Source organism: Rhodococcus sp. P4_F5, from assembly GCF_056401315.1.
Genome location: NZ_JBFUJP010000052.1, coordinates 1 through 24829, shown reverse-complemented (window position 1 = coordinate 24829; position 24829 = coordinate 1). Strand labels below are relative to the sequence as shown.

The following is a 24829-nucleotide window of genomic DNA, read 5'->3' as shown; positions in this document are numbered from 1 at the left end:
ACGTGGACCAACCGCAGGCCATGGATTCACGGTCTTCGGTCACGTGTGCGCCGCGTGCGGATCGGTCATCAGGGCGCGACGCGGTACGCGCCGAGGGAGCTGATGCATCCAGCCGCCACACGGATCTGCCGCTTCCACACTCACATTGGGACCCGCTCGGCGAGATGCTTCGAATCTTCCGAGCCCAGAACGACCGCGACCTCCCGCTCTGCTGTCGCGGGCGCCGGGGACACCGGAACCCGACACGCCACGATCGGCGAATTGTTTGCGCCGCCAACCGTCCGAAGAGCAAGGTGGGAACGGAACGCAGACCGGCCGACGGCACGGAAACCGACATTCCGGGACGCGCGGCCGGTGCCGAGACGACGCAGTCGGTGTGCGAACGGGGGTGTCCGGTTGGACTTCCAGGCCTGGTGGGACTTCATGTCCGCGCGCCGTAGCCAGCTGCTCACCGACTCGTACCTGCACGTCAGCGCGGTGGTGCAGTCGGTCCTGATCGCGACGATCGTCGCCGTCGGCATCGGCATCCTGGTGTACCGCAGCCCAATCGGTTCCGCCGTCGCCACCGGCCTGGCCAGCACCATCCTCACGGTGCCCTCGTTCGCCCTGCTGGGCCTGCTCATCCCGATCCTCGGTCTCGGCGTGCGTCCGACCGTCACGGCGCTGGTGCTCTACGGGCTGCTGCCGATCATCCGGAACACGATCATCGGCCTGGCCTCCGTCGACCCCGCCGTCACCGACGCCGCCCGGGGCGTCGGCATGAACCGGCTCCGCGTGCTCGGCCGGATCGAGTTGCCGCTCGCGTGGCCCGCCATCCTGGCGGGCATGCGGGTCAGTACCCAGATGCTGATGGGCATCCTCGCCATCGCCGCCTACGCCAAGGGCCCCGGCCTGGGAAACCTGATCTTCTCCGGCCTCTCCCGGGTCGGCAGCCCGACCGCGGTGCCCCAGGCCCTGACCGGGACCGTGCTCATCGTCATCCTGGCCCTGATCCTGGACGCGCTCTACGTCCTGCTCGGCCGACTCACCACCTCGAGGGGGATCCGTTGACCGACACCGCATCGCGCGACGACACCGCCGCGCAGCACAGCAGCACGCACGGGGTCGAGATCGTCCTCGACGACGTGGTCAAGCGCTACCCCGGCCAGGCGGACGCCGCGGTCGACCACGTCTCGATGACCATCCCCGCCGGCGAGACGGTGGTGTTCGTCGGGCCCTCCGGATGTGGGAAGACCACCACCATGCGGATGATCAACCGGTTGATCGAGCCGTCGTCGGGACGGATCACCATCGGCGGCCAGGACGCGCTGTCGATCGACCCCGACCAACTGCGCCGCGGCATCGGCTACTCCATCCAGCAGGCGGGCCTGTTCCCGCACCTGACGGTCGCCAAGAACGTCGCGACCGTGCCCGGGCTGATGGGGTGGGACCGCAAGCACATCGCCGAACGCACCGACGAGATGCTCGACCTCGTCGGCCTCGACCCCGACACCTACCGGGATCGCTTCCCGCGCCAACTCTCCGGCGGGCAGCAGCAGCGCGTCGGGGTTGCCCGCGCGCTGGCGGCGGACCCGCCGGTGCTGCTGATGGACGAGCCGTTCGGCGCCGTGGACCCGATCACCCGGGGCCTGTTGCAGGACGAGTTGATGCGGCTGCAGTCCGAGCTCGGCAAGACCATCGTCTTCGTCACCCACGACTTCAACGAGGCCGTCAAGCTCGGCGACCGGATTGCGGTGCTGGGCAGCCAGTCTCACATCATGCAGTACGACACACCGGAGGCGATCCTGGCGAACCCCGCCAACGAGATGGTCGCCGGGTTCGTCGGGGCCGACGCCTCCCTCAAGCAGCTGACGCTCAGCCGGGTCCGGGACGTGCGGCTGATCCACTGCCCGACCGCCCACGAGGACGGTTCCGTCGACGAGATGCGCCGGGCCCTGCTCGCCCGCAAGCGGCAGTGGGGCCTGATCCTCGACGCCCGCGACCGCCCCGTCCGCTGGGTCTCCCCCGCACACCTGGCGACCGTGAATTCGCTTCGCGACGTGGGCGATCCGGTCGGCGAGATCGTCTCGGTGCAGTCCACGCTGCAGGATGCCCTCGAAGCCCTGCTCGCCGAGTCCAGCGCGTCCACGGTGGTGACGGGCATGCACGGCGAGTACGCCGGCCTCATCACCATCGACACCCTGGTCGACACTCTGCGACAGCTGCGGGACGAGCACGCGGACGACCACGACGACGCGTCCGGCCCGGACCCGACAGACGTCGACGAGCCTGGTGGGGCGCACCGGGCTCCCGAGGAGCCGGCCCCGTGAGCACCGACACCTTCCCACTGGGCCCCGCGCCGGAGGCGGCCGACGGTGCGGGCATCGCCGCCACCGATGCGGCCGTCGTCGACCATGCCGCCGAGCGCCGCGCCGAACGGATGCGCCTGCTCGCCCAGCCGGTGCTGGTGTTCCTCCTGGCCGGTGGCGTCCTGGTGTGGGCGTTCAGTCGCGACCTGACCGCCACTCAGCAGGCCAGCATCAGCGTCGCCAATCTGGCGACCCTGACCTGGCAGCACGTGCTGATCACCGTGGCCGTGGTGGTGATCGTGCTGGTGCTGGCGGTGCCGCTGGGCACGCTGCTCACCCGGCCGGGCTGGACCCGGCTGGCGCCGGTGTTCGTCGGCATCGCGAACATCGGTGCCGCCGCCCCGGCCATCGGCCTGCTGGTGCTGTTCTACCTCGCGACCCGGACCACCGGATTCTGGATCGGGGTGCTGCCGATCGCCTTCTACTCGCTACTTCCGGTGCTGCGCAACACGATCCTCGGCTACCAGCAGGTCGATCCCGCGCTGATCGACGCCGGTCGCGGCCAGGGCATGTCCGCGCGCACGGTGCTCCGCCGCGTCGAGTTCCCGATGGCCGTGCCGTACATCCTGGCCGGCCTGCGCACGTCGCTGGTGCTGGCGGTCGGCACCGCGACGCTGTGCTTCCTGGTCAGCGCCGGCGGGCTCGGCATCCTCATCGACACGGGATACAAGCTGCGCGACAACGTGACCCTGGTCGTCGGCGCCGTCCTCGCCGTCTCGCTGGCGCTGCTGGTCGACTGGCTCGGCGCCCTGGCCGAGGTCTACCTCGGCCCGAAGGGGCTGCGTTGACATGGCCCGCCTGCGGAGCACCCTGTTACGCAAGACCGCGACGTATCTGGCGGTCGCGGCAGCCGCCGCCGCGCTCGCCTCGTGCGGGCTCGAGTCCGGCAGTGCGCTGCCGCTGAAGGTGGGGCCCGGCTCCATCACCCCGGTCGAGGAGTTGGAGGGCGTGCCGATCACGGTGGGCTCCAAGGACTTCACCGAGCAGATCATCCTCGGGTACATGATCGAGTTCGCGCTGTCCGCGGCGGGCGCGGACATCCGCGACCTCACCAACATCCAGGGATCCAACAGCACCCGCGACGCGCAGGTCCACGGCCAGATCGACGTCACCTACGAGTACACCGGCACCGGTTGGATCAACTACCTGGGCCACGAGCACCCGATCCCCGACCCCACCGCACAGTTCGAGGCGGTGCGCGACGAGGACCTCGCCCGCAACGGCCTGGTGTGGACCGACCCCGCACCGATGAACAACACCTACGCCCTGGCCACCAGCCGGGCCACCGCCGAGGCCACCGGGGTGCGGACGCTGTCCGAGTACGCCGACCTGGTCAAGCGCGACCCGGCCGCGGCGACCACCTGCGTCGAGACCGAGTTCAACGTCCGCCAGGACGGCTATCCCGGCATGGCCGCGGCGTACGACTTCGATCCGGCCAAGGCGCAGAAGCAGATCCTGCAGACGGGCATCATCTATCAGGCCACCGCGGACGGCACCCAGTGCAAGTTCGGCGAGGTGTTCACCACCGACGGGCGCATCATCGCGCTGGATCTGGTGCTGCTCGACGACGACCGCTCGTTCTTCCCGAAGTACAACCCGGCGCTGATCATGCGTGAGGGCTTCGCCCAGGAGCACCCGCAGGTCGCGGAGGTGATGGCGCCGATCTCCGCGGAGCTGACCGACGAGGAGATCACCGAGCTGAACCGGCGCGTCGACGTGGAGGGCCAGGAGCCGGCCGACGTGGCCCGACAGTGGTTGGTGGACAAGGGTTTCGTCACCGCCGTCGACTGATGCCGCAGTCGCCGAGAACTGAGTCGAGCACCTGCGAGAACACTGCCGATGACACTCTCGGAGAGACTGGCCGCCGGATGGCCGGGACGGTTCCAGGAGAAGGGGCCCACCCGCCGACTGCGGGTGCGCCCCTTCTCCTGTCCAGCCGACCGTCAGGCTTGCGCGCCGCCGGCGCTGCCCGCGAGCGACGCCGACCCGCTCATGACGTCTCCCGCGCCGCTGAGCAGTGCGCCGAAGTCTCCCAGGGCGCTGAGCAGGCTGATGAACTGATCGAACTCCATTGTTGGCCTTTCCGCATGGTTGTGCTGATGGAGCGGTGCCGAATCCTTCCCGACCCGCACCGCAGACATTAAATGGAAATGACAACCAATAACAAGTAGTGGGAGATGCATGCGTCGACCAGGCGAGGCGGCTCAGCCAGGGCGACCCGAGTCGGGTGCACCCGACACGGAGATCCGGCACGGGGTCGCCGACGGAGAGTTAAGCCGTGATGCGAAGTCCGTCTCGACAATTCGGGAAATGACCGATACTCATCTCGACATCTCAACCTGTCCAATTTCTGTCTCGAGAATCGGTGCCCGCGCAACTTGCCGCCCCGGTCCGCGGGCGGCGCCCGCAAAAGGAGAGTCGATTGAATACGTTCCAGAAGGTTTCTGCCGCAACGAACAAGGTGGTCGTCGCGGCCATGAAGATCCCGGTGCTCGCGAAGGTCCTCGGCCGGTCGATGGTCGTGATCACCTACACCGGACGCCGGTCCGGCAAGACCTTCAGCCTGCCGGTGACACCCACCCAGAAGGGGAACGAACTCGTCGTCGGGGTCGCCCTGCCCGACAAGAAGAACTGGTGGCGCAATTTTCTCGGTGACGGCGCCCGGGTCACCGTCACCCGGGCGGGGGTCGATCGCCCGGGCCATGCCGTCAGTACCCGCAACGACGCGGGACAGGTGTCGGTGAAGGTGGCGCTGGACCCGACAAGCTGAGGGCCCGCTCGTCGGCCAGGCTGCGGGCCGGGTCGCAGCGCGGGCCGGTCGCGAACCCTCCGGTACGTCGTGCCGAAGGGTCACCACAACCGGCCCGCAAACTGATCGCTACCGTCAGCTCAACGAGCCGAACAGGTCGGTCAGCGAACCACCCAGCGAGTCCAGCGATCCCGTTCCGGGGTCCGGCGGCGCGTCCACGCCGTGAATCGCCAGCGTGGTGCCACTACCGGCGGCGACCGCCGTGTACTTGCGACCCTCCGGCGGAGCCGGGATGTCCAGCTGCCCCTTCGTGTTCTCACCCACCGCCACGACCTGCCCGGTCGAGGTCAGCGCCGCCGAATGGAAGGTGCCCGCGGAGATCGCCGTGTACGTCTGACCGGCGGGGGCCGCCGGGACCGCCTGATCCTGGGGCAGCGAACCCCAGGCAACCACCTGACCGCCCGAGGTCAGCGCGAGCGAATGCCAGTTGCCCGCCGCGACCGCCGTGTAGGTCTGTCCCGGCGGCGGCGGCGGCACGTCGGTCTGGCCGCTGGCGTTGTTGCCGAACGCGACGACCTGACCGGTCGAGGTCAGCGCCAGGGAATGGGTGAAGCCAGCGGAGATCGCCCTGTACGTCTGCCCCTCGGGCAGCGGCGGGGCGACTCGCTGCCCCCTGTCGTTGGTGCCAGTGCCGAGAATCTGGCCCGCCGAGGTCAGGAGCAGGGTGTACGCACCGCCCGCCGATACAGCGGTGTACTCCTGCCCCGCCGGCAGCGGCGGGAACTCGAACATCCCGAGTTGGTTCAGGCCGAACCCGTGGACCTGCCCGTCCGAGGTCAGCGCGATCGAGAACCGTCCGTTCGTGTCCACCGCGGTGAACGTCTGACCCGCCGGGACCGCGGGCGGGGTCACCGCCCCGTAGGTGTTGTCCCCGGCCCCCACGATCTCCCCGCCGGGCAGCACCGGCACACCCACTGGCACGGCACCCGAGGTCCCCACCATGCCTGCCATCGTCACCAGCGCGAAAAGCGGCGTGACCAGGGCTCGGCGTCTCCATCTGGACCTGGTGTCCGAGTGCATGTTTCGCCGATTCGAATCAATCCTCACAGAGATCTCCTCTTCAGTAGGACTTGAGTTCCCGCGCGACAACGCTCCAGCGATTCTGGGGGGCGGGGACGCGAACATGATCACCACAGCGAAGGTGGTCCTGTCAGCGGAATCGAAAAGCCCACTGCGACCGACACTTCGGGAGCCAACCCGAGCGAGCTACCAATCGGTCATGAATCACACTGCGTTACAACCTCTTTCGAAGTCCCTACGCAGCTACTTCTCGTCGCTGGAATTGTCCGCGCCGCCGACACCCAGTACGAGCGTTCGGAAGCGTGAGCGGTGCGGCTCGCCCGAGGCGGCGTCCTCGCCCATGCCCGGCACCGTCTGCGACGTCGCCGTCGCGGCGACCCAGGCCCGCAACCGTCGCCGAGACCCGAAGCCCAATTTGTGCAGCACGTTGCGCAGGTGGAAGTCCACGGTCCGGATCGACAGGGTCAGCCTCTCCGCGACTTCTCGGTTGGTCAGGCCGTCGCCGACCAGCAGCGCGATCTGGTGCTCACGCACGGTCAGCGGCGTCTCGGACGAGGCATTCTGCGAGGTCGACGGCGCATTCGGGGCAGCGCCGAGGGCCTGCAGATCCGCCTCGCATTCGGCGAGCCACGTCGCCGCCGAAAGGCGGTCGTAGAGGTCCCGGGCCCGGCGGATCAGCGCCCGGCCGGCCTCCGGTTCACCGTCCACCGCCAGCAACATCCCGACCCGGTGCCAGGTCACGCCCCTGACGATCACCGACGAGTCGTCGTCCAGCGCCGCGAGCGCGCCGCGCAACTGGCGCGCGGCCTGGTCACGGTCGCCCGCCATGAACGACACCGCACCGCGGACCAGCAGGTACTCGGCGTCGGTGCGCTCGAACCTGTCGAGTGCCGCGACGGCCTCGCCGATGCGCCCCAACTCCAGGAGCGCCACGGCCTCGGCGGCATCCCAGTTGCCCACCCGGTCGCCCAGATCCGCGTGGACGCGGTACGCCTGCATCGCAGTCAGCGCACGCTCGGGTCGGCGGCGGGCGAGGGCGAGCATCATCTCGACCAGGGCGATCACGCGATAGGCCACCAGCGTCCCGGACCGGGACAACGCCGCGTGCGCGAGCCCGAGCCGGCGCTCRGCGACCGCGAGGTCTCCGCGACCGACGGGCACCAACGCGGCGACCGCGTACGCCGCCGCGGTCGACCACGGGTCGCCCAGGTCGAGTGCGAAGTCGAGTGCGTCGGCGGCGTTGGCCTGTGCGTCGTCCCACGATCCGAGCCGGAACTGGACCATCGCGAGCTCGATGCGGCCCTGCTGGGCGATCCACGACGAGTCGTCGGCGATCAGGCTCAGGCCCGACGTCAGGTCCTCCGCGGCTCGGTGCAACTGACCGTCCTTGTGCAGCAAGGTTCCCCGCGTGACCAGCGCGATCGCGTGCCGGCGGTCGTAGCGCCCCGGTGCGAGTGCGTCGAGCAGCTCCGCCACCGGCGACCGATGGACCGCGATGCCCTCGGTGTAGTGCGCGACGGCGCTGCGCAGCGCCGACAGCTCCACCTCCCGACCGAACAGGTCGACGGGAATGCCGTCGTCGGCGCGGTCCGCGGATCGCACCGCGGCGAGCACCGCGAGGTCCCGTTCGAGGACGTCGCACAGGGTCGCCACCTCGCCCATCTCACCCACCACGGCCAGCGCGGACGCCAGCCCGCAGGTGACGACGATCCGCAGCGCGGTCGAGGCCGGATCCCCACGCAGGTCCGTCGACAACGCCGACGCGGCCCGCGCGCGCGCGGCGTCGTTGTCACCACGCCGGAGCTGTGAAAACGCGAGCAGCAGGTCACGGTCGGGGGCCGGAGCCAACGACTCGAGACCGTTCACCAGCTCGTCGAACACCCGTAGGTGCCGTCCGGCAACGGAACTCGCGGCGCAGGCCACCAGCCGACGTGGGTAGGCACCGGGATCCGTGGTCAGCCGGGTGGCCCACAACCCGTACTCGACCGCACGGTCGAGATCTCCATGGGCACGTGCGCCCGACGCCTGTTCCTCCAGGTGTGCAGCCAGCTCTTCGCTCCCGCCAGCGCATGCGGCGGCCCGGTGCAACAGCGCTCGGGGACCGATCGCGACGTCGGCGATCGACGCGTGCACCCTCCGGATCGCACCGCGGTCCATCGACGCCAGTACCGCGTCGCGCACCCTGGCGTGCAGGGGCCGCACGGTCAGCACGCCCCGCGCGTTCTCGATCTCCAGCAGGTGGACATCCATCGCGGCGGGCACGTCGACGAGGCCGCCGAGCCGCACCGCCACGGCGTCGAGATCGGCGGCCGACGTCGGCGCGTCGAGCACCGCCATCACCTCGATTCCCCGACGGCAGGAGTCCGTGACCTGCGACAAGACCGCCCTCAGCGATTCGACCAGGTCCGGTACGTATCGCATCAGCTGATCGTGTGCGCGTGCCGGATCCCCACCGCACGCCTTGACAGCGGCATGGATGTCTAGCGGGCAGCCCTGCGTGTATGCCGCCAACGTGGTCGCCGAGCGCAGCGAGTAGTCGGTGTCGAGCGAGACCTCCACCAGTTCCCGCACCTCATGCGGCGACAGCGCGCCGACGTGCACGACGGCCCCGCGTCCCGGGCCGGACGCGAGGCGGCGCACCCGGTTGAGCAGCGGGGATGCGTCGCATCGTGCAGAGATCACCAGCAGCACGGCGCGGCGGCGAACGGCGTGCGCCAGCAGCATGAGCACGCCGGCCGAGTCGTCGTCCACCCACTGCGCGTCGTCGACGACGATGCACACCGGGCCGCCGGCCGCGTCCAGAGCGGCGACCACGGACGCCGCGACCTGGCGAATCCCGATGTCCCGCACGTCGACATCGGCGGCGTCGGCGGCGCCCGCGTGCGCGAGTTCGTCGGCGATCTGCTCGATCACCCCGTAGGTGACCGCACACTCGCCGTCGTCTGCCACCGCGGTCGCGGTGATCCAGCCGGACTCGCCGGCGAGAAAGGCATCCACAAGCGCGGTCTTTCCGAAGCCGGACTCCCCCTCGAGCACCACCACCTGGCCCTCGCCGGCGCGCGCTCGGCGAGCACACGCGGCGAGATCGGCGAGGTGACGCGCCCTGCCGACGATCACAGCGTCACGCCGAACCTCACCGCGAATCCGGGTGGCACTGCCCATAGCGGCAGATGGTATCCGCCGACGCCCGGACAAACGCGACGAATCAGTAAAGACCACCGGGTACCAACCCGCCGGATCCCGGTAGTTCTCACCGGGGACAACCGCAGCGGGGTGCGGTGTGATCACTCTCGTGCCCGAAACCAGACCCGTGTCGCCGGCCCCGGTGCCGATGGTCAACTCGGCTGTCGCACAAAGTTGTTCGACGGGAACATCCGCTCCGACGTGTCCGGGTCGTCGCACGCTCAGGCCCCGGGTAGTCCCCCGCGACGAGGACCCGCTGATCAGAACCCTGATCCCCCAGCGCCTTTCACGGAAGTTCCGCACCACGAAGGCCGCGGGCTGGTATCACCACCACGACAACTTCATCTCCGGGGTCACCCGGTTGTGGCTGATGGCCTGCGCGTCCGCGCACCGTCCCGAACGACGACCGTCATCGAAGAAATGGACACACGTGTTGAGACTCAGCAAGAGCATCGCCCGTATGGGCGCCGTCGCCGGCCTGGCCGCCCTGGCGGCGATCGCGACCCCCGCCATCGGTTCAGCCGCCGTCACCGGCACCGCCGCCGTGACGACCAACGACAACGTGATCACCGTCAAGGTCTCCGGAGTGGGCTCGCCGACCCTGGCCAGCTGTGGAGTCGGCGTGACGAACATCGTCCCGAACATGGTCCCCGGGGCAGAGTCGGATACGGGCGGCCTCATTTACCTCCGGACAAATCCGGGCGATGGCCAATATTCCACGCCGCGGATGCCGAACGGCAGCTACATGGTCGTGGTCTGGTGCGATGACGCCGACGGACGGACTGACCTCATCGCCCCGTTTGATGAAATCGTGGATCTGGACGCGGACCCGGCGTACTCGAGCAGCAGGATCGGCAGCCTGGGCAGCCCGGGGAACGTCCTCGACCTCCTGTTGAGGTTTGGCACGGGATCGGTGACATCGTCGGCGGACGGCATCATCGGGAAGTCCTGGCTCCCCCCCGAGGAGCGCTGATCGGCGGGTCGAGTCCCGCTACCGCACGGCCGGTCGCGACTGCAGTTCGACCAGCGGGTCGGTGCGGTCGCGGCGGCCGTGCGGGACGGCGGCCTCCGGCGCGATCATGCGGCCCGCGACCTCGCACAGAGCGGGGTTTCAGAACCGGCGCGCCGAGTAGAACGGCATCGCGTCCACCGGCGTGCTCTTGACCGGCTGGCCCGCGGTGGGGGCGTGCACCACCCGGCCGTTGCCCTGGTAGATCCCGACGTGCTCCGCGCCGTTGAAGAGCACGACGTCACCGGGCTGCAGGGCATTCTTGGACACCGGGGACCCGGCGTTCGCCTGGTCGTAGGTGGTCCGCGGAACCGAGATGCCCACCTGCTTGTACGCCCACTGGACCAACCCGGAGCAGTCGAACGAGTTCGGTCCGGTCGCGCCCCACACATACGGGGACCCGAGCTTGGACTCGGCTGCCCGCAACGCCTGGGTGCCGTGCGAGGACGCGAGCGGCGCGGGGGCCACGGACGGCGCCGAGGGCGACTGCGGCGCGGCGGGCAGCTGGCCCGGAATCTCGATGGCGCCGATACCGGGGATGTTGATCGGCTGCGCCAGGGCGGGGGTGGCGGTCAGGACCACCGCTCCCGCGGCGACCGCTCCGGCGACCAGAACACCTCGGACCGATCCGGCCAACCGACTACCCCGCGCAGACTTGTGATTTGCCACGAAACCGTTCTCCATTCATCCGGTTCGGCCAACGCTTCTGCGGGGGCCGCTGTGATGAATGACAGATTGCCTGGTGGGTGCAGTTACCCGGCACGGTCGAACTACCCGGGGGCATACCTGTTTCTGGTGTTCGACGAAACGCGCCGCGGCCCCGGAGGTCGTCGACCCCGGGACCGCCGCAGCACCGTTTACGCAGGTCAGGCGCCGAAGGTGCGCTCCACCACGGCCTTCGCCCGACGCGTGACGCGCAGGTAGTTGTCGAGGAACTCCCCCGCGTCGTCGCCGTCCCAGCCGGCCACCTGCGCGACCGCGGACAGCAGCCGGCCGTGTCCCGGCAGCTGATCGGACGGCTTTCCGCGCACCAGCACGAGCGCGTTGCGCGCCTTGGTGGCGGTCAGCCAGGCCTCGCGGAGCAACTCCACGTCGGACTCGCTCATCAACTCGGCGGCGCCGATCGCGTCCAACGTCTCGAGGGTCGAGGTGTTGTGCAGCGACGGCACGTCGTGGGCGTGCCGGAGCTGGATCAGCTGGACGGTCCACTCGACGTCGGCCAGACCGCCGCGGCCGAGCTTGGTGTGGGTGGCCGGGTCGGCGCCGCGGGGCAGTCTCTCCGAGTCCACCCGGGCCTTGATCCGGCGGATCTCCCGGACCGCGGTCTCCGAGACGCCGCCCTCGGGGTACCGGGTCGCGTCGATCATCCGCAGGAACCGCAGCCCCAGGTCGGCGTCGCCGGCGACGGTGTGCGCGCGCAGCAGCGCCTGGATCTCCCAGGCCTGCGCCCACTGCCGGTAGTACGCCTCGTACGAGGCGAGGGTCCGCACCACCGGGCCGTTGCGGCCCTCCGGCCGGAGCCCGGTGTCCACCTCCAGCGGCGGGTCGGTGCTGGGTGCGCCGAGCAGCTTGCGCACCCGGTCGGCGATGCCGTTGGCCCACTTGACCGCGAGCATCTCGTCCTCGCCGGGGTTCGGATCGCAGACGAACAGCACGTCGGCGTCGGAGCCGTAGCCGAGTTCGCCGCCGCCGAGCCGGCCCATCCCGATCACCGCGAACGACGCCGGAGCCGGGGCGCCGCGCTCGGCCTCGCTGGCCCGGATCACCGCGGCCAGCGCCGCGCCGAACACCGCGGACCACACCGAGGACAGCGCCCGGCACACCTGCGGCACGTCGAGCATCCCCAGCACGTCGGCGGAGGCCACCCGTGCCAGCTCGTGCCGGCGCAGCGACCGGGCCGCGGCCACGGCCCGCCCCGGGTCGTCGTACCGGGCGGACGAGGACAGGATTCCCCGGGCCACCTCGTCCGGGTCGCTGTCGAGCAGACGCGGACCGTTCGGGCCGTCCGCGAACTGCCGCAACACGTCCGGGGCCTTGATCAGCAGGTCCGGGATGTAGGCCGAGGAGCCCAGCACGATCATCAGCCGCTGCGCCACCGCGCCCTCGTCGCGCAGCACCCGCAGGTACCAGTCCTGATCCGTCATCGCCTCGGACAGCCGCCGGTAGGCCAGCAGACCGCCGTCGGGATCCGGTGTGTCGCTGAGCCATTCGAGCAGGGTCGGCAGCAGCAACGCCTGGATGCGACCCTTGCGGGAGGCCCCGACCGTCAACGCCTTGAGGTGTCCGAGCGCATTCTCCGGGGCGGTGTAGCCCAGCGCCGCCAGCTGCCGGATCGCCGCGTCCGGGCTCAGCCGGATCGCGTCCTTGTCCAGGCGCGCAACCGATTCCAGCAGCGGACGGTAGAACAGCTTGGCGTGCAACCGGCGGATCCGGTGCGAATTGCGCTTGACCTCCGCGGCCAGCACCCCGAGCGCGTCGGTGCGACCGTCGGGACGCATGTGTGCCGCACGGGCCAGCCAGCGCAGTGCCTCCTCGTCGTCCGCCGGCGGCAGGGTGTGCGTGCGCTTGAGCCGCTGCAGCTGCAGCCGGTGCTCGATCAGCCGCAGGAACTCGTAGGAGGCGGTGAGGTTCGCGGCGTCGTCGCGGCCCACGTAGCCGCCGGCCGCGAGCGCCGTCAGCGCCTCCACCGTGCTCTTGACGTGCAGCGACTCGTCGGCGCGGCCGTGCACCAACTGCAGCAGCTGGACGGCGAACTCGACGTCGCGCAGGCTGCCACGACCGAGCTTGATCTCCCGCTCGCGCAGTTCCGGGGGCACCATCGACTCCACCCGGCGACGCATCGCCTGCAGGTCGGTGACGAAGTCGTCGCGCTCGGACGCGCCCCACACCATCGGGCTGAGCGCGTCGACGTACCGCTGCCCCAGCGCCAGGTCGCCGGTCGCCGGACGGGCCTTGAGCAGTGCCTGGAACTCCCAGGTCTTGGCCCAGCGCTGGTAGTAGGCGACGTGCGAGTCGAGGGTGCGCACCAGCTCGCCGCGCTTGCCCTCCGGCCGCAGCGCGGCGTCCACCTCGAAGAAGGCCGAGGACCCGACCCGCATCAACTCGCCGGCGAGCCGGCTGGTGGACGCGTCGGACGGCTCCGCCACGAACACCACGTCCACGTCGCTGACGTAGTTCAGTTCCCGCGCACCGCACTTGCCCATCGCGATCACCGCGAGCCGGGCGGTGCAGGGCCCGTTCGGGTAGATGGTGGCGACGGCGACCGCGAGCGCCGCGGTCAGCGCGGCGTCCGCCATGTCGGAGAGCTGCCGGCCCACCGTCTGGTACGGCGGCACCCGCTCGTTCTCCACGGTCGCCGCCAGGTCGACGGCGGCCAGCACCATCAACTGGTCGCGGTACGTCTTCCGCAGCGCCGCAACGGCATCCGGACCGATGATCGTCGACCGGTAGACCAGGTTGAGTTCCGAGGCGCTCGCGTCCGGCGTCGCACCGACCGCCGCGAGCAGCTCGTCCGTCAGCTCCGCGTGCGAGGGCAGATCGAGGTCCCCACGCAGCAGCTGCCAGCCGTCCGGGTTGGCCGCCAGGTGGTCACCGAAGGCGCTGGACGCACCGATCACCCCGAACAGGCGTCCTCGCAGGCCGGTGTCGGTGCGGAGCCCGGCGTCGAGTTCCGCCCAGCCGGCACCGAGACCCTCGTGCATCCGGACCAGCGACCGCAGCGCCAGGTCTGCGTTGGCGGCCCGCGAGAGCGCCCACAGCAGCTCGACGCTGTCGAGGTTCACCCAGCCGAGGGTGGCGAGGTCCGCCGGCGCCGTCGGTTCGACCAGACCGAGCCGGCCCGGGCCGGGAATCGCGGACCGTGCGGTAGGAGGCTTGACCATCCGTCTACAGGCCCAGGTAGGTCTTGAGTTCGAACGGCGTCACCTGGGTCCGGTACTCCGCCCACTCCCGTCGCTTGTTCCGCAGGAAGAAGTCGAAGACGTGCTCACCGAGGGCCTCGGCGACCAGCTCGGAGCGCTCCATCTCCCGCAGCGCCTCGTCGAGGCTGCCCGGCAGCTCCTTGTAACCCATGGCCCGGCGTTCCGCGGACGTCAGCGACCAGACGTCGTCCTCGGCCTCGGGCGGCAGCTCGTAGCCCTTCTCGATGCCCCGCAGGCCGGCGGCCAGCAGCACCGCGAAGGTGAGGTACGGGTTGCAGGCCGAGTCTGGGCTGCGGATCTCGACGCGTCGCGACGACGCCTTGTTCGGGGTGTACATCGGCACCCGCACCAGCGCGGACCGGTTCGACGGACCCCAGGACGCCGCGGTCGGCGCCTCGCCGCCGTGGATCAGCCGCTTGTAGGAGTTCACCCACTGGTTGGTGACCGCGCTGATCTCGTTGGCGTGCTCGAGGATGCCGGCGATGAACGCCTTGCCGGTGTCCGAGAGCTGCATCGGGTCGTCGGGGTTGTGGAAGGCGTTGTTCTCGCCCTCGAACAGGCTCATGTGGGTGTGCATGGCGGAGCCGGCGTGCTCGGTGAACGGCTTCGGCATGAACGTCGCGCGCACGTTCTCCGCCCGCGCGACCTCCTTGACCACGTACCGGAAGGTCATCACGTTGTCCGCCATCGACAGCGCGTCGGCGTAACGCAGGTCAATCTCCTGCTGGCCGGGCGCGGTCTCGTGGTGGCTGAACTCCACCGAGATGCCCATCGACTCGAGCGCGTCGATGGCATGGCGGCGGAAGTTCGGCGCCGAGTCGTGCACGGCCTGGTCGAAGTAGCCGCCGTTGTCCGCCGGGATCGGCGTGGTGCCGTCGATCGGCCCGTTCTCGAGCAGGAAGAACTCGATCTCGGGGTGCACGTAGCAGCTGAAGCCGACGTCGCTGGCCTTGCTCAGCTGACGGCGCAGCACGTGCCGCGAGTCCGCCCAGTTCGGGGAGCCGTCGGGGTTCGCGATGTCGCAGAACATCCGCGCCGAGTGCTGGGCCCCGTCCTTGTGCGCCCACGGCAGCACCTGGAACGTCGACGGGTCCGGCATCGCGACGGTGTCCGCCTCCGACACCCGGGAGAAGCCCTCGATGGCGGAACCGTCGAAACCGATGCCCTCGCTGAAGGCGCCCTCGAGTTCGGCGGGGGCGATCGCCACCGACTTGAGGTAGCCGAGCACGTCGGTGAACCACAGTCGAACGAAACGGATGTCGCGTTCTTCGAGGGTACGAAGCACGAATTCCTTCTGGCGATCCATGTCCGCGAGAGTAGGCAAGGCCCGTTAAATCTGTGTTACATCGTGAAATCGGTTACGAACACGTTAGGTCCGCCGCGGGTGCATCGAGCCCGGTCAGGTACGCCACGACGGCGTCGTCGACGCAGGAAACACCGCTCATCGCAACGGTGTGTTGGGTGCCCCGGAAGGTGATCAGCGCGCCACCGACCTGCTTGGCCAGGTCCACCCCGGCCTGGTACGGCGTGGCCGGGTCCTCGGTGGTCGAGACCACCACGACCAGCGGCAGGTCCTTGGCGTCGACCGGGTGCGGGGTCCCGGTGTGCGGCACCGGCCAGAACCCGCAGATGTCGAGCGGGGCRCTGCCGGTGCCGCGGCCGTCGTCGAGGAACGGGGCCGCCCGACGGAACGCGGTGTCCGCGGCGCCGTTCTGCGCTCGGTCGGTCACCGGCGGGTCGTCGACGCAGCGGACCGCGTTGAAGGCGTCGTTGATGTTGCTGTAGCTGCCGTCGTCCTGCCTGCCCTCGTAGAGGTCGGCGAGCAGCAGCAGGGTGTCGCCGCGGCCCTCGCCCAGCGCGGACAGGCCCGAGCGCAGCGAGCCCCAGAGGTTCGGCGAGTACAGCGCCTGCTGGACGCCGGTGATCGCGTCGGGGTAGCTCAGCCCGCGCGGGTCGGTGGTCTGCGCGGGCCGGTCGACGAGCGGGTCGACCAGTGCCCGGAACCGCGCGACCGCCTGGGCCGGGTCGGCGCTGAGCGGGCAGTCCGGCGAGGTGGCGACGCAGTCCGCGGCGAACGCGTCGAACGCCTGCTGGAACCCGGCGGCCTGGAGCACCGTCGAATCGACCGGGTCCTGCGCCGGGTCGATCGCGCCGTCGAGGACCATGGCCCGGACGTTGCCCGGGAAGGTCTCCGCGTAGGTCGTCCCGAGCCGGGTGCCGTACGAGAAGCCGAGGTAGCTGAGCTTGTCGTCGCCGAGCACGGACCGGATCACGTCCATGTCCCGGACCACCTCGCGGGTGCCGACATGGGCGAGCAGGTTGGTGCCGGACCGCTGGGCGCACTTGTCCGCGTAGTCGCGGTTGGTGTCCTCGATCGCGGCGATGCCGGCGGGACTCATGTCCACCTGCGGCTCGGTGCGCTCGGCGTCCGCCTCGGCCGGGGTCAGGCACTGAACCTGCGGGGTGGACGCGCCGATGCCGCGGGGGTCGAAGCCGACCACGTCGAAGCCGGTCCCGAGCGCGGTGTCGAGCCCGACGCTGGCCTGCCCGAGCCCCGAGGCGCCCGGACCACCCGGGTTGACCAGCAGCGATCCGATCTTGTCGCCGGTGGCCCGGCTGCGCGAGACCGCGAGTTGCGCGGTCTCGCCGGCGGGGTCGTCGTAGTTCACCGGGACGGTGATCCGGGTGCACTCGACCCGGCTCGCCAACGGCGCGCCGTCGGTGACGAAGTCGTCGCACGACCCCCACTGCGGGTCCTGCGTGTAGAACCTCTCCAGCCCGGCCGGCACCACCCCGGCGCCCGGACGGAACGACCCGTCCTGAGCCGACGCGGACTCGCCTACCCCGGCGGTCGCCGCGCCGTCGACGGGCACGCTGCAGCCGGCGGCCAGGGTGGCCACGAGTGCGGCCGCGGCCAGGAAAACGGGGACGGTACGGCGAGGCGGCATGGCTCGATGGTGCCACGGCCGCCGGAACCCGCTGGTCGACGCGTTCTCGGCAGGATCCGCCCCGCATTCCGGGGCCGATCCTGCCGAACCCGGCGCGACCGGGAACTGGGAGCAACCCGATCGGCGTCCAACCCGACATGGCCCCAGACACGGTGCACGCGGTCATGGCGGGCCAGGACGGCGTCGTCACGCTGCGACAGGCGCTTGCGACGGGCATGAGCAGCACCGCCGTCGACCGCCGGGTGAGCAGCGGGCACTGGCGCCGCCTCCATCCCGGCGTGTACCTGCGGGCCGACCGTCAACTCACCCGGGCCGCGCGGTTACGGGCGGCCGTGTTCGCTGCCGGGCCCGGCGCCGTCGCCTGCGGGACCAGCGCCGCCTGGTGGCTCGGCCTCACCGACCGTGCTCCTGAGGTCGACGCGGTCACGATTCCGCGTGCCCGTTCCGTCACGGCCCGTCCCAGGATCCGGGTTCGTCGTCGCGACCTGCACTGGACGGACCTCGCCGCCGTCCGGGGCCTGCGCGTCACCGACCTGCCGCTCACCGTCCTGGAGGCGGCCGTCGAACTCCGGGACGGCTCGGTGCTCATGGACCGGGCCCTGCAGCGGCACACCAGCCTGGCCGTCCTGGAAATGGTGCACGACCGAAACCGTGGACGCCGCGGCACGACGGCGGCGGCCCGGCTGCTGCACTCGGCCGGCGAGGGCGGCGCGTCCGAGGCCGAACGCATGCTGGCGCGCCTGTTGCGCGCCGCGGGCCTGACCGGCTGGACCCCGCACGTGAACAGCTGCGGCTACGAGATCGACGTCGCCTTCGTGCGCTCCCGTGTCGCGATCGAGGTCGACGGGTGGGCCTGGCACCGCGACGTGGCGCGGTTCAACCACGACGCCCGACGCCAGAACGTCCTGGTCAACGCCGGCTGGCACGTGCTCCGCTTCACCTGGCACCAGCTGCGGCTCGACCCGGACTCGGTGCTCGAGCAGATCGTCTCGACGCTGGCCGCCCGCTCGTGACGGATTGGGCAGGTTCGGCCCCGCATTCCGGGGCCGATCATGCCGAATGTCTCGACAACCCGATGTGACCGATTGCACGCGGCCGGGCCGTTCGCCGACGCGGCCCTCGATGGCAGACTGAACGTGTCATCACCCACAACCCGGGGACCCGCACTGGGCCTCGAGGCACGAAAGGGACGCTGATGTCCGAGAACTCTGTCTACGGATCCGCGACCGCCGCATCGGCGCCGAAGCGAACCAAGATCCGCACCCACCACCTGCAGACCATGAAGGCCGAGGGTCAGCGCTGGGCCATGCTCACCGCGTACGACTACTCCACCGCGCGGATCTTCGAGGAGGCCGGCATCCCGGTACTCCTGGTCGGCGACTCCGCCGCGAACGTGGTCTACGGCTACGACACCACCGTCCCGATCACCATCGACGAGCTGATCCCGCTGGTCCGCGGCGTGGTGCGCGGCGCCCCGCACGCCCTGGTGGTGGCGGACCTGCCGTTCGGCAGCTACGAGTCCTCCCCCGCGCAGGCGCTGGCCACCGCCACCCGGTTCATGAAGGAGGGCCTCGCGCACGCCGTGAAGCTCGAGGGCGGCGAGCGGATGGTCGACCAGATCGCGGCGATCACCGCGGCCGGCATCCCCGTGATGGCCCACGTCGGGTTCACCCCGCAGTCCGTGAACAGCCTGGGCGGCTTCCGCGTCCAGGGTCGTGGCGACGGCGCCGAGCAGTTGATCGCCGACGCCATCGCGGTCCAGGAGGCGGGCGCCTTCTCCGTCGTCATGGAGATGGTCCCGGCCGAGGTCGCCGCGCAGGTCACCGGCAAGCTGACCATCCCGACGATCGGCATCGGAGCCGGCGTCGAGTGCGACGCCCAGGTACTCGTGTGGCAGGACATGGCCGGCTACACCAGCGGCCACACCGCGAAGTTCGTCAAGAAGTTCGCGTCCGTCGGCGACGAGTTGCGTGGCGCCGCAGCGGCATACGCCGCCGAGGTCGCCGCCGGGACCTTCCCCGCCCAGGAACACAGCTTCTGACCCCTCACGCTCGCACCCCGTTCCCCGGCCGGGTGGCACACTCGGTTGTGCTCACCCGCCAGGGGAACGTCTTCCGACAGGGCCGCTCCACCCGACCGACTCGTCCTTCGCCAGACACGTCCTTCGACAGACAGGCTGCCTACATGTCCTACCGCCGTTTCACAGTCGTGGCCGCCGGAGCCGTCGCCGCCCTCGCCCTCACCGCGGGCTGCGCGACCGAGAACGCCCCGACCACTCCCAGCGCCGGCGACCACGCGCTGCCCTCGAGCACCGTCGTCCCCGCCCCGGCACCCGGCGCCGACGCCGCGACCGGGGGCGTGACCGCCGACCAGGCGGCCAAGCTGTGCTCGGACATGCAGGCGCAGCTGCAGAGCTGGCGGACCTACACCCCGACGATCGGCAAGGGCGGCCTGAACACCGTCGTCGGGTCGTGGGCCGCCCAGAACGGCATCAACATGATCGACCTGATCGCGCACAAGGCGCGGGTGGACGCGATCACCCAGCAGTACTGCCCCGAGGTGCGGCAGGGCGCGATCGAGGCGCTCGAGATTCCGGACCTGGCGTCGGGCCTGATCGGGTTCTGACCGCCGTGCGCACGCCGTACCCGGAGCTGGAACCGCACCAGTCCGGCCTGCTCGACGTCGGCGACGGCCAGCGGATCCACTGGGAGGTCAGTGGGAACCCCGACGGCAAGCCGGTGGTGTTCCTGCACGGCGGGCCCGGCGGCGGCACCACCGCGGACCACCGCCGCTTCTTCGACCCGGCCGCGTACCGGATCGTGCTCTTCGACCAGCGCGGCTGCGGGCGTTCGATCCCGCACGTCGCCGACGGCGCCGACCTCTCGGTGAACACCACCGCACACCTGGTCGCGGACATCGAGTCGCTGCGCACCCATCTCGGGGTGCAGCGCTGGCAGGTCTTCGGCGGATCGTGGGGTTCGACACTGGCACTGGCCTACGCGCAGACCCACCCCGACCGGGTCACCGAAATGGTCCTGCGCGGCATCTTCCTGTTGCGGCGCAGCGAGATCGACTGGTACTACAACGGCGGCGCCAGCGCGCTCTACCCCGACCTCTGGGAGCAGTTCCTGGCGCCGGTCCCGGAGTCGGAACGCGACGGCGACCTGGTCGAGGCCTACCACCGGCTGCTGCACTCGGACGACTCCGCGGTGGCGCTGGCCGCAGCGGTCGCCTGGTCGTCGTGGGAGGGCGCCACCAGCACGCTGCTGCCCACGCCCGAACACGTCGAGCGGAACGCGGAGCCGCGCTTCGCCTTGGCGTTCGCCCGGATCGAGAACCACTACTTCCGCCACCACGGGTTCCTCGACGAGAACCAACTGCTGCGCGACGTCGCCACGGTCGCGTCGATTCCGGCCGTCCTGGTGCAGGGCCGCTACGACGTGGTGTGCCCGGCGACCAGTGCGTGGGCGCTGCACCGGGCGTGGCCGTCGTCGCGACTGGTGATCGTCGACGACGCCGGTCACGCGGCGAGCGAACCCGGCATCACCCACCACCTGGTCGAGGCCACCGACGGGTTCCGCTGACGCCGGCGCCCACCGCCTCGACGGGACCGGGCGGGTGCGGTAGACCTGACGGCATGGGGAGCAAACGCGACAGGGCAGACGTCGACCGGGTGATCGCCGCGGTGCGCGGGCACCGCGAGCGGCTGGACTCCCTCGCCGACACGGTCCGCCGGGACGACGAGGACGCCGTCCACCAGATGAGGGTGTGCACCCGGCAGCTCCGCAGCCTGCTCGGCACCTTCCGCGACGGGTTCGGCCGAGAGTCGGTGAAGCCGATCCGGTCCGAGTTGCGTTGGCTGGGGACCGTTCTCGGACAGGCGCGGGACGAGGAGGTACTGGCTGCCCGGTTCCTGGCGCTGCTCGACGCCCAGCCGCCGGCGCTGGTCCGCGGTCCGGTGCGCTACCGGTTGGTGACCGCCCACGCCGCCGGGTACGCGGCGGCGCACCGCGACGCGGTCGCCACCCTCGACGGCGACCGGTACCGACGCCTGCTCGCCGACCTCGACGGCCTGCTCGCCCACCCACGCCCCCCGGGCGACCTCTCGGTCGAGGAGTCGCTGCACCGGGCCGTACGCGAGGTCCGCAAGACCGGCCGGAAGGCCGGGCTCCGGGGTCCGGGCGGGGCCGGGGACGACGCCCCGCCGGAGTTGCTGCACACGGCTCGCAAACGCGCCAAGGCCCTGCGCTACGCGGCCGAGGCCGCCGCCGGTTCGGGGCGTCGACGGTCCGCGCTCGCCAAGGCCGCGAAGAAGCTGCAGACCACGCTGGGTGAGCACCAGGACGCGGTGGTCGCGGGTCGGCAGCTGCTGACGGCGGCGGACAGGGCCCGCGCCGCGGGCGAGGACACCTTCACCTACGGCCTGCTGGTCGCGGCCGAGTCGGCGTGTGCGGACCAGGCCCGCCGCGACGCCCACGGCCGCCTGCAGGACCTCAGGTCGCGGGCTCGGAAGCTCTGAGGTCGAACTCGAATTTCACTGCGCGGGTGTCGATGTCGGCCTGCACCAGACGAACCGACACCGGTACGCCCTCCGGTGGGGTGCCCGCGCACTTGGCGATCACCGCCGGCTCGGGCACGAAGATCTCGGCGTCCCGCTTGCTCTCCGAGGCGCGCAGGACCACGGCATCGAAGCGCTCGCCCTCGCGACCGGACAGCAGCGTGGCCTCGGTCAGGTCCACGCACGCGCGGTCCACCTTGGCTGCCAACGAGTCCGACCCCYTCATCAGATCGGGCAGCGCCGGCAACGCCTCGCGAACCCACTGCGGCACCGCCGTTCCCGCGGTCAACGCCAGGCAGATCTCGGTGCTGAACCGGTCGGAGAGGCGGCGCAGCGGCGCGGTGACGTGGGCGTAGGGCGCGCCGATGCCGGAGTGCTCGAGCAGTTCCGGCAGCGTGCCGTCGAAGGCCGCGTAGCCGGCGCCCCGCAGCAGGGCGGTGGCGTCGCTCATCATCACCAACGTGTCGGGGGTGCTCGGCTCCAGGCCTGCCAGCAATTCACCGACCGAAACGTCCTGCGGCCATTCGATTCCCAGGGCTCGGGCGGTCCGGCGCAACGCACGCACGGCGTCCGACGCGGGTTTCGGGAGGGTCCTCACCAGCCCGACCCCGCCGTCGATCATCAGTCGGGCGGCACACATCCCGGTCAGCAGCGACACCTCGGCGTTCCAGTCGTCGGCCTCGGTCCGGGGCTGGAGGTCGAGCCGCCAGCCGTCACCGTCGGCCACCACCTCCTGCTCGGGCAGCTTGAGCTCGATCGCGCCACGGTCGAGCGCCGACGCAAGGCGCAGCTTCCCGAACTCGGGCAGTGCGGCGATCGACGGGTGCAGGGACCCCGACTCCGAATCGGCCTGCACGCCGGCGTAGTCGAAACGTGCCACCGACCGCACCAGCGCACGGGTGACGCCGAACGAGACCGGCTCGGCCCGCTGGTCCAGTTCGATCCGCCACAGGGCGGCGGGGCGCGCCTGGTCCGGCAGCAGGCTCGCCGCGGCCTCCGAGAGCACCCGCGGGTGCAGGGGCACCGAGCCGTCGGGCAGGTAGAAGGTCTGGCCGCGGCGCCGGGTCTCCTCGTCGAGGCGCCCGCCGGGGACCACCACCGCCGCGACGTCGGCGATCGCGTAGTGCAGCACGAAGCCGGTTTCGGTGCGCTCGAGGTGCAGCGCCTGGTCGAGGTCCATCGAGGTGGGCGGGTCGATGGTGACCAGAGGCAGGTCGGTCCGGTCGACGCGTCCGGCGGCGTGGCGGTCGACGGCGGCCTCGGCCTCCGCCAGCGCCCCCGCGGGAAAGTCGGCCGACACCGCGAAGTCGGTCCTGATCGCCCCGAAGTCGATGCCCCGGGCGGAAATGCGCGTCATCACAAGTGCCGAGCCTAGCCCCGGGCCACGTCCGAATCCCGGCGCGTCACGAGCGGTGCGCCGGTGGTGACGACGGCGGTTACTTGTTCCAGTCGTCGTCGGCGTCGTCGGCGGCCTTGTTCCGCTGCGCGGCGATCTCGAGCGCACGGGCCGCGGTCTCACGGTCCGGATAGGGCCCCATCCGATCGAGTCCGCGGGCGTCCTTGCCCTGGCGAACCGAGCCGTCGGACACGCAGTAGTACCAGAGGTTCTCGTCGTCGCTCATGGCTCTCAGTGTGCCCGCCCGGAGCCTCTCAGGCCACGTGTATCGGTCCGCGAAAGACATTTCTGGGAGACCGCTTGTTGACGACTCACAAGCATGAGATTCTTACGCGCGGCCAACGCTCGCGTGGCGATTTGAAGATCGCACCCGGGACAACGATCTTCGTGGATCGACGTCGGACCGCATCACCACAGTATGAAACGGAGAAACGCCAGCATGTCCCCCATGTCCTACATCCTGTTCGACGCACTCGCCCCCCATCTCGGACCCGCGGCCGCCACCCATTGGGCGACGACGTTCGTGATCAACCCGGTCTGACGACCCCGGTGAGCAATGCCCCCACTCTGGATCAGGTGGGGGCATTGCCATGTGCGGGACCGGAAGTCGCCGACGGCGACCGTCCACACAGCCCGGTCACCTACCGGGCGACGCTAGCGGCGCGCCGCCGATGCGTTCGGGCCGCGCTCCCCGACCTCGCGCCCGGCGCCGGGGTCGGGGTCGTCCTTGCCCTCCCGGCGGAGCCGACGCAGTTCGAGCAGGAACGTGGCGCACACCGTGCCGTAGACACCGAGCACTCCCAGCACGGCGATGACCGGGGCCAGGACGAAGAGAAGTTCCACAGGTACCTCCCACGGGCGATGCTGGTCCGGGGGTGGCCGGTCGATCCGGTCTGCCCACCGGAAGGTCACAACCCGACGGTAGGCAGGCCGACGCCGTCACGGGGTAACGCCGACATGAACAGTACTGTGAGCCGCGTCACCCACCCGGGCGCGGGCGGACCGGATTTGTCGGCGCGGCCAGCCGGGGCATCGGCTCGGTCAGCGGATCGGCCGGGCGACCCGGCCTCGGCCGACCGCCTCCGGTCAGCCCTACCCCGGTGGCAATCGGCATCGTAATCGCTTCGCCACCAGGGATTTGCCGCAGGATCTCGGTGTCCTCGCCGACCTCCGCCGCGGGTGTCGAGCGGTCCACGGCGGCGAGATCCGGGATGTCCGCCGGCATCCGCTCGTCGTCGAGGATCGGCTCGCCGAGGCCCAGCTTCTCCTGGAAGCGCTTCATCCACGCCGGCGCCCACCAGCAGTCGTCGCCGAGCAGCTTCATGGTCGCCGGGACCAGGAACATGCGGATCAGGGTGGCGTCRATGATCAGCGCCGCGATCATGCCGTACGCGATGTACTTCATCATCACCAGYTCGGAGAACGCGAACRCGCCGGTGACCACGATCAGGATCAACGCGGCCGCGGTGATGATCCGCCCGGTGTGCGCGGTGCCCACCCGCACCGACTCGGCGGTGCTCGCTCCCTGAGCCCGCGCCTCGACCACCCGGGACAGCAGGAACACCTCGTAGTCGGTGGACAGGCCGTAGACGATCGCCATGATCAGCACCAGCACCGGCGACATGATCGGGCCGGGAG

Annotated in this window: 22 protein-coding genes; 11 read left to right on the top strand and 11 right to left on the bottom strand. The window is 70.7% G+C overall.

Going from position 1 to position 24829, the window contains the following annotated elements; all coding sequences use genetic code 11:
• Window positions 1-423 precede the first annotated feature (423 nt).
• The 4 genes from AC1DU4_RS18855 (at window position 424) to AC1DU4_RS18840 (ending at window position 4139) form a co-directional block, all read left to right on the top strand.
• Window positions 424-1050 (top strand): ABC transporter permease, encoded by a 627-nt coding sequence (locus tag AC1DU4_RS18855; protein ID WP_477842345.1) that lies wholly within the window; start codon window positions 424-426, stop codon window positions 1048-1050.
• Window positions 1047-2309: an ABC transporter ATP-binding protein gene (locus AC1DU4_RS18850; protein WP_477842324.1), complete on the top strand. Its 1263-nt coding sequence runs from the start codon at window positions 1047-1049 to the stop codon at window positions 2307-2309. The genes AC1DU4_RS18855 and AC1DU4_RS18850 overlap by 4 nt, the downstream gene beginning before the upstream one ends.
• Window positions 2310-2419: 110 nt before the next feature.
• Complete coding sequence (locus tag AC1DU4_RS18845; protein ID WP_477842343.1) at window positions 2420-3136, top strand: ABC transporter permease; 717 nt, start codon at window positions 2420-2422, stop codon at window positions 3134-3136.
• A 1-nt stretch (window position 3137) separates the two neighbouring features.
• Window positions 3138-4139, top strand: coding sequence for a glycine betaine ABC transporter substrate-binding protein (locus tag AC1DU4_RS18840; protein WP_477842322.1), 1002 nt, complete (start codon window positions 3138-3140; stop codon window positions 4137-4139).
• Between the two features lie 152 nt (window positions 4140-4291).
• On the opposite strand, the gene AC1DU4_RS18835 is transcribed toward AC1DU4_RS18840, so the two are convergent.
• Window positions 4292-4420: a hypothetical protein gene (locus AC1DU4_RS18835; protein WP_255312568.1), complete on the bottom strand. Its 129-nt coding sequence runs from the start codon at window positions 4418-4420 to the stop codon at window positions 4292-4294.
• A gap of 350 nt (window positions 4421-4770) precedes the next feature.
• On the opposite strand from AC1DU4_RS18835, the gene AC1DU4_RS18830 reads away from it, so the two are divergent.
• A complete protein-coding gene (locus AC1DU4_RS18830; protein WP_477842320.1) occupies window positions 4771-5118 on the top strand; it encodes a PNPOx family protein in 348 nt (115 codons plus the stop codon).
• A 114-nt stretch (window positions 5119-5232) separates the two neighbouring features.
• Here AC1DU4_RS18830 and AC1DU4_RS18825 read toward each other — a convergent pair whose 3' ends face one another.
• Window positions 5233-6108 (bottom strand): RCC1 domain-containing protein, encoded by an 876-nt coding sequence (locus AC1DU4_RS18825; RefSeq protein ID WP_477842318.1) that lies wholly within the window; start codon window positions 6106-6108, stop codon window positions 5233-5235.
• Window positions 6109-6420: 312 nt separating this feature from the next.
• On the bottom strand, window positions 6421-9339 hold the full coding sequence (locus AC1DU4_RS18820) for an AAA family ATPase (protein ID WP_477842316.1): 2919 nt from the start codon (window positions 9337-9339) through the stop codon (window positions 6421-6423).
• A gap of 118 nt (window positions 9340-9457) precedes the next feature.
• Between AC1DU4_RS18820 and AC1DU4_RS18815 the strand changes: the two genes are divergently transcribed.
• Window positions 9458-10333, top strand: a complete 876-nt coding sequence (locus tag AC1DU4_RS18815; RefSeq protein WP_477842314.1) for a hypothetical protein — start codon at window positions 9458-9460, stop codon at window positions 10331-10333.
• A 138-nt stretch (window positions 10334-10471) separates the two neighbouring features.
• Here AC1DU4_RS18815 and AC1DU4_RS18810 read toward each other — a convergent pair whose 3' ends face one another.
• From AC1DU4_RS18810 to AC1DU4_RS18795, 4 genes are all read right to left on the bottom strand, one after another.
• A complete protein-coding gene (locus tag AC1DU4_RS18810) occupies window positions 10472-11038 on the bottom strand; it encodes a C40 family peptidase (protein WP_477842312.1) in 567 nt (188 codons plus the stop codon).
• 197 nt (window positions 11039-11235) lie between these two features.
• Window positions 11236-14250: a bifunctional [glutamine synthetase] adenylyltransferase/[glutamine synthetase]-adenylyl-L-tyrosine phosphorylase gene (locus AC1DU4_RS18805; protein WP_477842310.1), complete on the bottom strand. Its 3015-nt coding sequence runs from the start codon at window positions 14248-14250 to the stop codon at window positions 11236-11238.
• A gap of 4 nt (window positions 14251-14254) precedes the next feature.
• Entirely contained in the window at window positions 14255-15595 is a 1341-nt protein-coding gene (glnA, locus tag AC1DU4_RS18800; protein WP_072847289.1) for a type I glutamate--ammonia ligase, read from the bottom strand.
• Between the two features lie 52 nt (window positions 15596-15647).
• On the bottom strand, window positions 15648-17237 hold the full coding sequence (locus AC1DU4_RS18795; RefSeq protein ID WP_477842308.1) for an alpha/beta hydrolase: 1590 nt from the start codon (window positions 17235-17237) through the stop codon (window positions 15648-15650).
• A gap of 137 nt (window positions 17238-17374) precedes the next feature.
• On the opposite strand from AC1DU4_RS18795, the gene AC1DU4_RS18790 reads away from it, so the two are divergent.
• The 5 genes from AC1DU4_RS18790 to AC1DU4_RS18770 all read left to right on the top strand — a co-directional run bounded on the left by AC1DU4_RS18790 (window position 17375) and on the right by AC1DU4_RS18770 (window position 21756).
• Window positions 17375-18250: a DUF559 domain-containing protein gene (locus AC1DU4_RS18790; RefSeq protein WP_477842306.1), complete on the top strand. Its 876-nt coding sequence runs from the start codon at window positions 17375-17377 to the stop codon at window positions 18248-18250.
• Window positions 18251-18432: 182 nt separating this feature from the next.
• Window positions 18433-19278 (top strand): 3-methyl-2-oxobutanoate hydroxymethyltransferase, encoded by an 846-nt coding sequence (panB, locus tag AC1DU4_RS18785; protein WP_072845790.1) that lies wholly within the window; start codon window positions 18433-18435, stop codon window positions 19276-19278.
• A gap of 143 nt (window positions 19279-19421) precedes the next feature.
• The gene (locus AC1DU4_RS18780) at window positions 19422-19862 is read left to right on the top strand and encodes a hypothetical protein (RefSeq protein ID WP_477842303.1); all 441 of its coding nucleotides are present in this window, start codon (window positions 19422-19424) and stop codon (window positions 19860-19862) included.
• Window positions 19859-20821 (top strand): prolyl aminopeptidase, encoded by a 963-nt coding sequence (gene pip, locus AC1DU4_RS18775; protein ID WP_477842341.1) that lies wholly within the window; start codon window positions 19859-19861, stop codon window positions 20819-20821. The genes AC1DU4_RS18780 and pip overlap by 4 nt, the downstream gene beginning before the upstream one ends.
• A gap of 53 nt (window positions 20822-20874) precedes the next feature.
• Window positions 20875-21756: a CHAD domain-containing protein gene (locus AC1DU4_RS18770; protein WP_477842301.1), complete on the top strand. Its 882-nt coding sequence runs from the start codon at window positions 20875-20877 to the stop codon at window positions 21754-21756.
• Here AC1DU4_RS18770 and AC1DU4_RS18765 read toward each other — a convergent pair.
• The 4 genes from AC1DU4_RS18765 to AC1DU4_RS18750 form a co-directional block, all read right to left on the bottom strand.
• On the bottom strand, window positions 21731-23152 hold the full coding sequence (locus AC1DU4_RS18765) for an RNB domain-containing ribonuclease (protein WP_477842299.1): 1422 nt from the start codon (window positions 23150-23152) through the stop codon (window positions 21731-21733). The two genes, AC1DU4_RS18770 and AC1DU4_RS18765, sit on opposite strands and share 26 nt — an antisense overlap.
• A gap of 79 nt (window positions 23153-23231) precedes the next feature.
• Window positions 23232-23417, bottom strand: coding sequence for a hypothetical protein (locus AC1DU4_RS18760; RefSeq protein WP_477842297.1), 186 nt, complete (start codon window positions 23415-23417; stop codon window positions 23232-23234).
• 428 nt (window positions 23418-23845) lie between these two features.
• Window positions 23846-24034, bottom strand: a complete 189-nt coding sequence (locus AC1DU4_RS18755; protein ID WP_477842295.1) for a hypothetical protein — start codon at window positions 24032-24034, stop codon at window positions 23846-23848.
• Between the two features lie 136 nt (window positions 24035-24170).
• On the bottom strand, window positions 24171-24829 hold a 659-nt coding region (locus tag AC1DU4_RS18750), incomplete at its 5' end, for an MMPL family transporter (protein WP_477842293.1).

Bases quoted from the DNA above. Each gene is read 5' to 3' on its own strand.
- AC1DU4_RS18855 (WP_477842345.1), top strand. From the start codon at position 424: ATGTCCGCGCGCCGTAGCCAGCTGCTCACCGACTCGTACCTGCACGTC.
- AC1DU4_RS18845 (WP_477842343.1), top strand. From the start codon at position 2,420: ATGCGCCTGCTCGCCCAGCCGGTGCTGGTGTTCCTCCTGGCCGGTGGC.
- AC1DU4_RS18840 (WP_477842322.1), top strand. From the start codon at position 3,138: ATGGCCCGCCTGCGGAGCACCCTGTTACGCAAGACCGCGACGTATCTG.
- AC1DU4_RS18835 (WP_255312568.1), bottom strand. From the start codon at position 4,420: ATGGAGTTCGATCAGTTCATCAGCCTGCTCAGCGCCCTGGGAGACTTC.
- AC1DU4_RS18825 (WP_477842318.1), bottom strand. From the start codon at position 6,108: ATGGCAGGCATGGTGGGGACCTCGGGTGCCGTGCCAGTGGGTGTGCCG.
- AC1DU4_RS18805 (WP_477842310.1), bottom strand. From the start codon at position 14,250: ATGGTCAAGCCTCCTACCGCACGGTCCGCGATTCCCGGCCCGGGCCGG.
- glnA (WP_072847289.1), bottom strand. From the start codon at position 15,595: ATGGATCGCCAGAAGGAATTCGTGCTTCGTACCCTCGAAGAACGCGAC.
- AC1DU4_RS18790 (WP_477842306.1), top strand. From the start codon at position 17,375: ATGGCCCCAGACACGGTGCACGCGGTCATGGCGGGCCAGGACGGCGTC.
- panB (WP_072845790.1), top strand. From the start codon at position 18,433: ATGTCCGAGAACTCTGTCTACGGATCCGCGACCGCCGCATCGGCGCCG.
- AC1DU4_RS18780 (WP_477842303.1), top strand. From the start codon at position 19,422: ATGTCCTACCGCCGTTTCACAGTCGTGGCCGCCGGAGCCGTCGCCGCC.
- AC1DU4_RS18770 (WP_477842301.1), top strand. From the start codon at position 20,875: ATGGGGAGCAAACGCGACAGGGCAGACGTCGACCGGGTGATCGCCGCG.
- AC1DU4_RS18760 (WP_477842297.1), bottom strand. From the start codon at position 23,417: ATGAGCGACGACGAGAACCTCTGGTACTACTGCGTGTCCGACGGCTCG.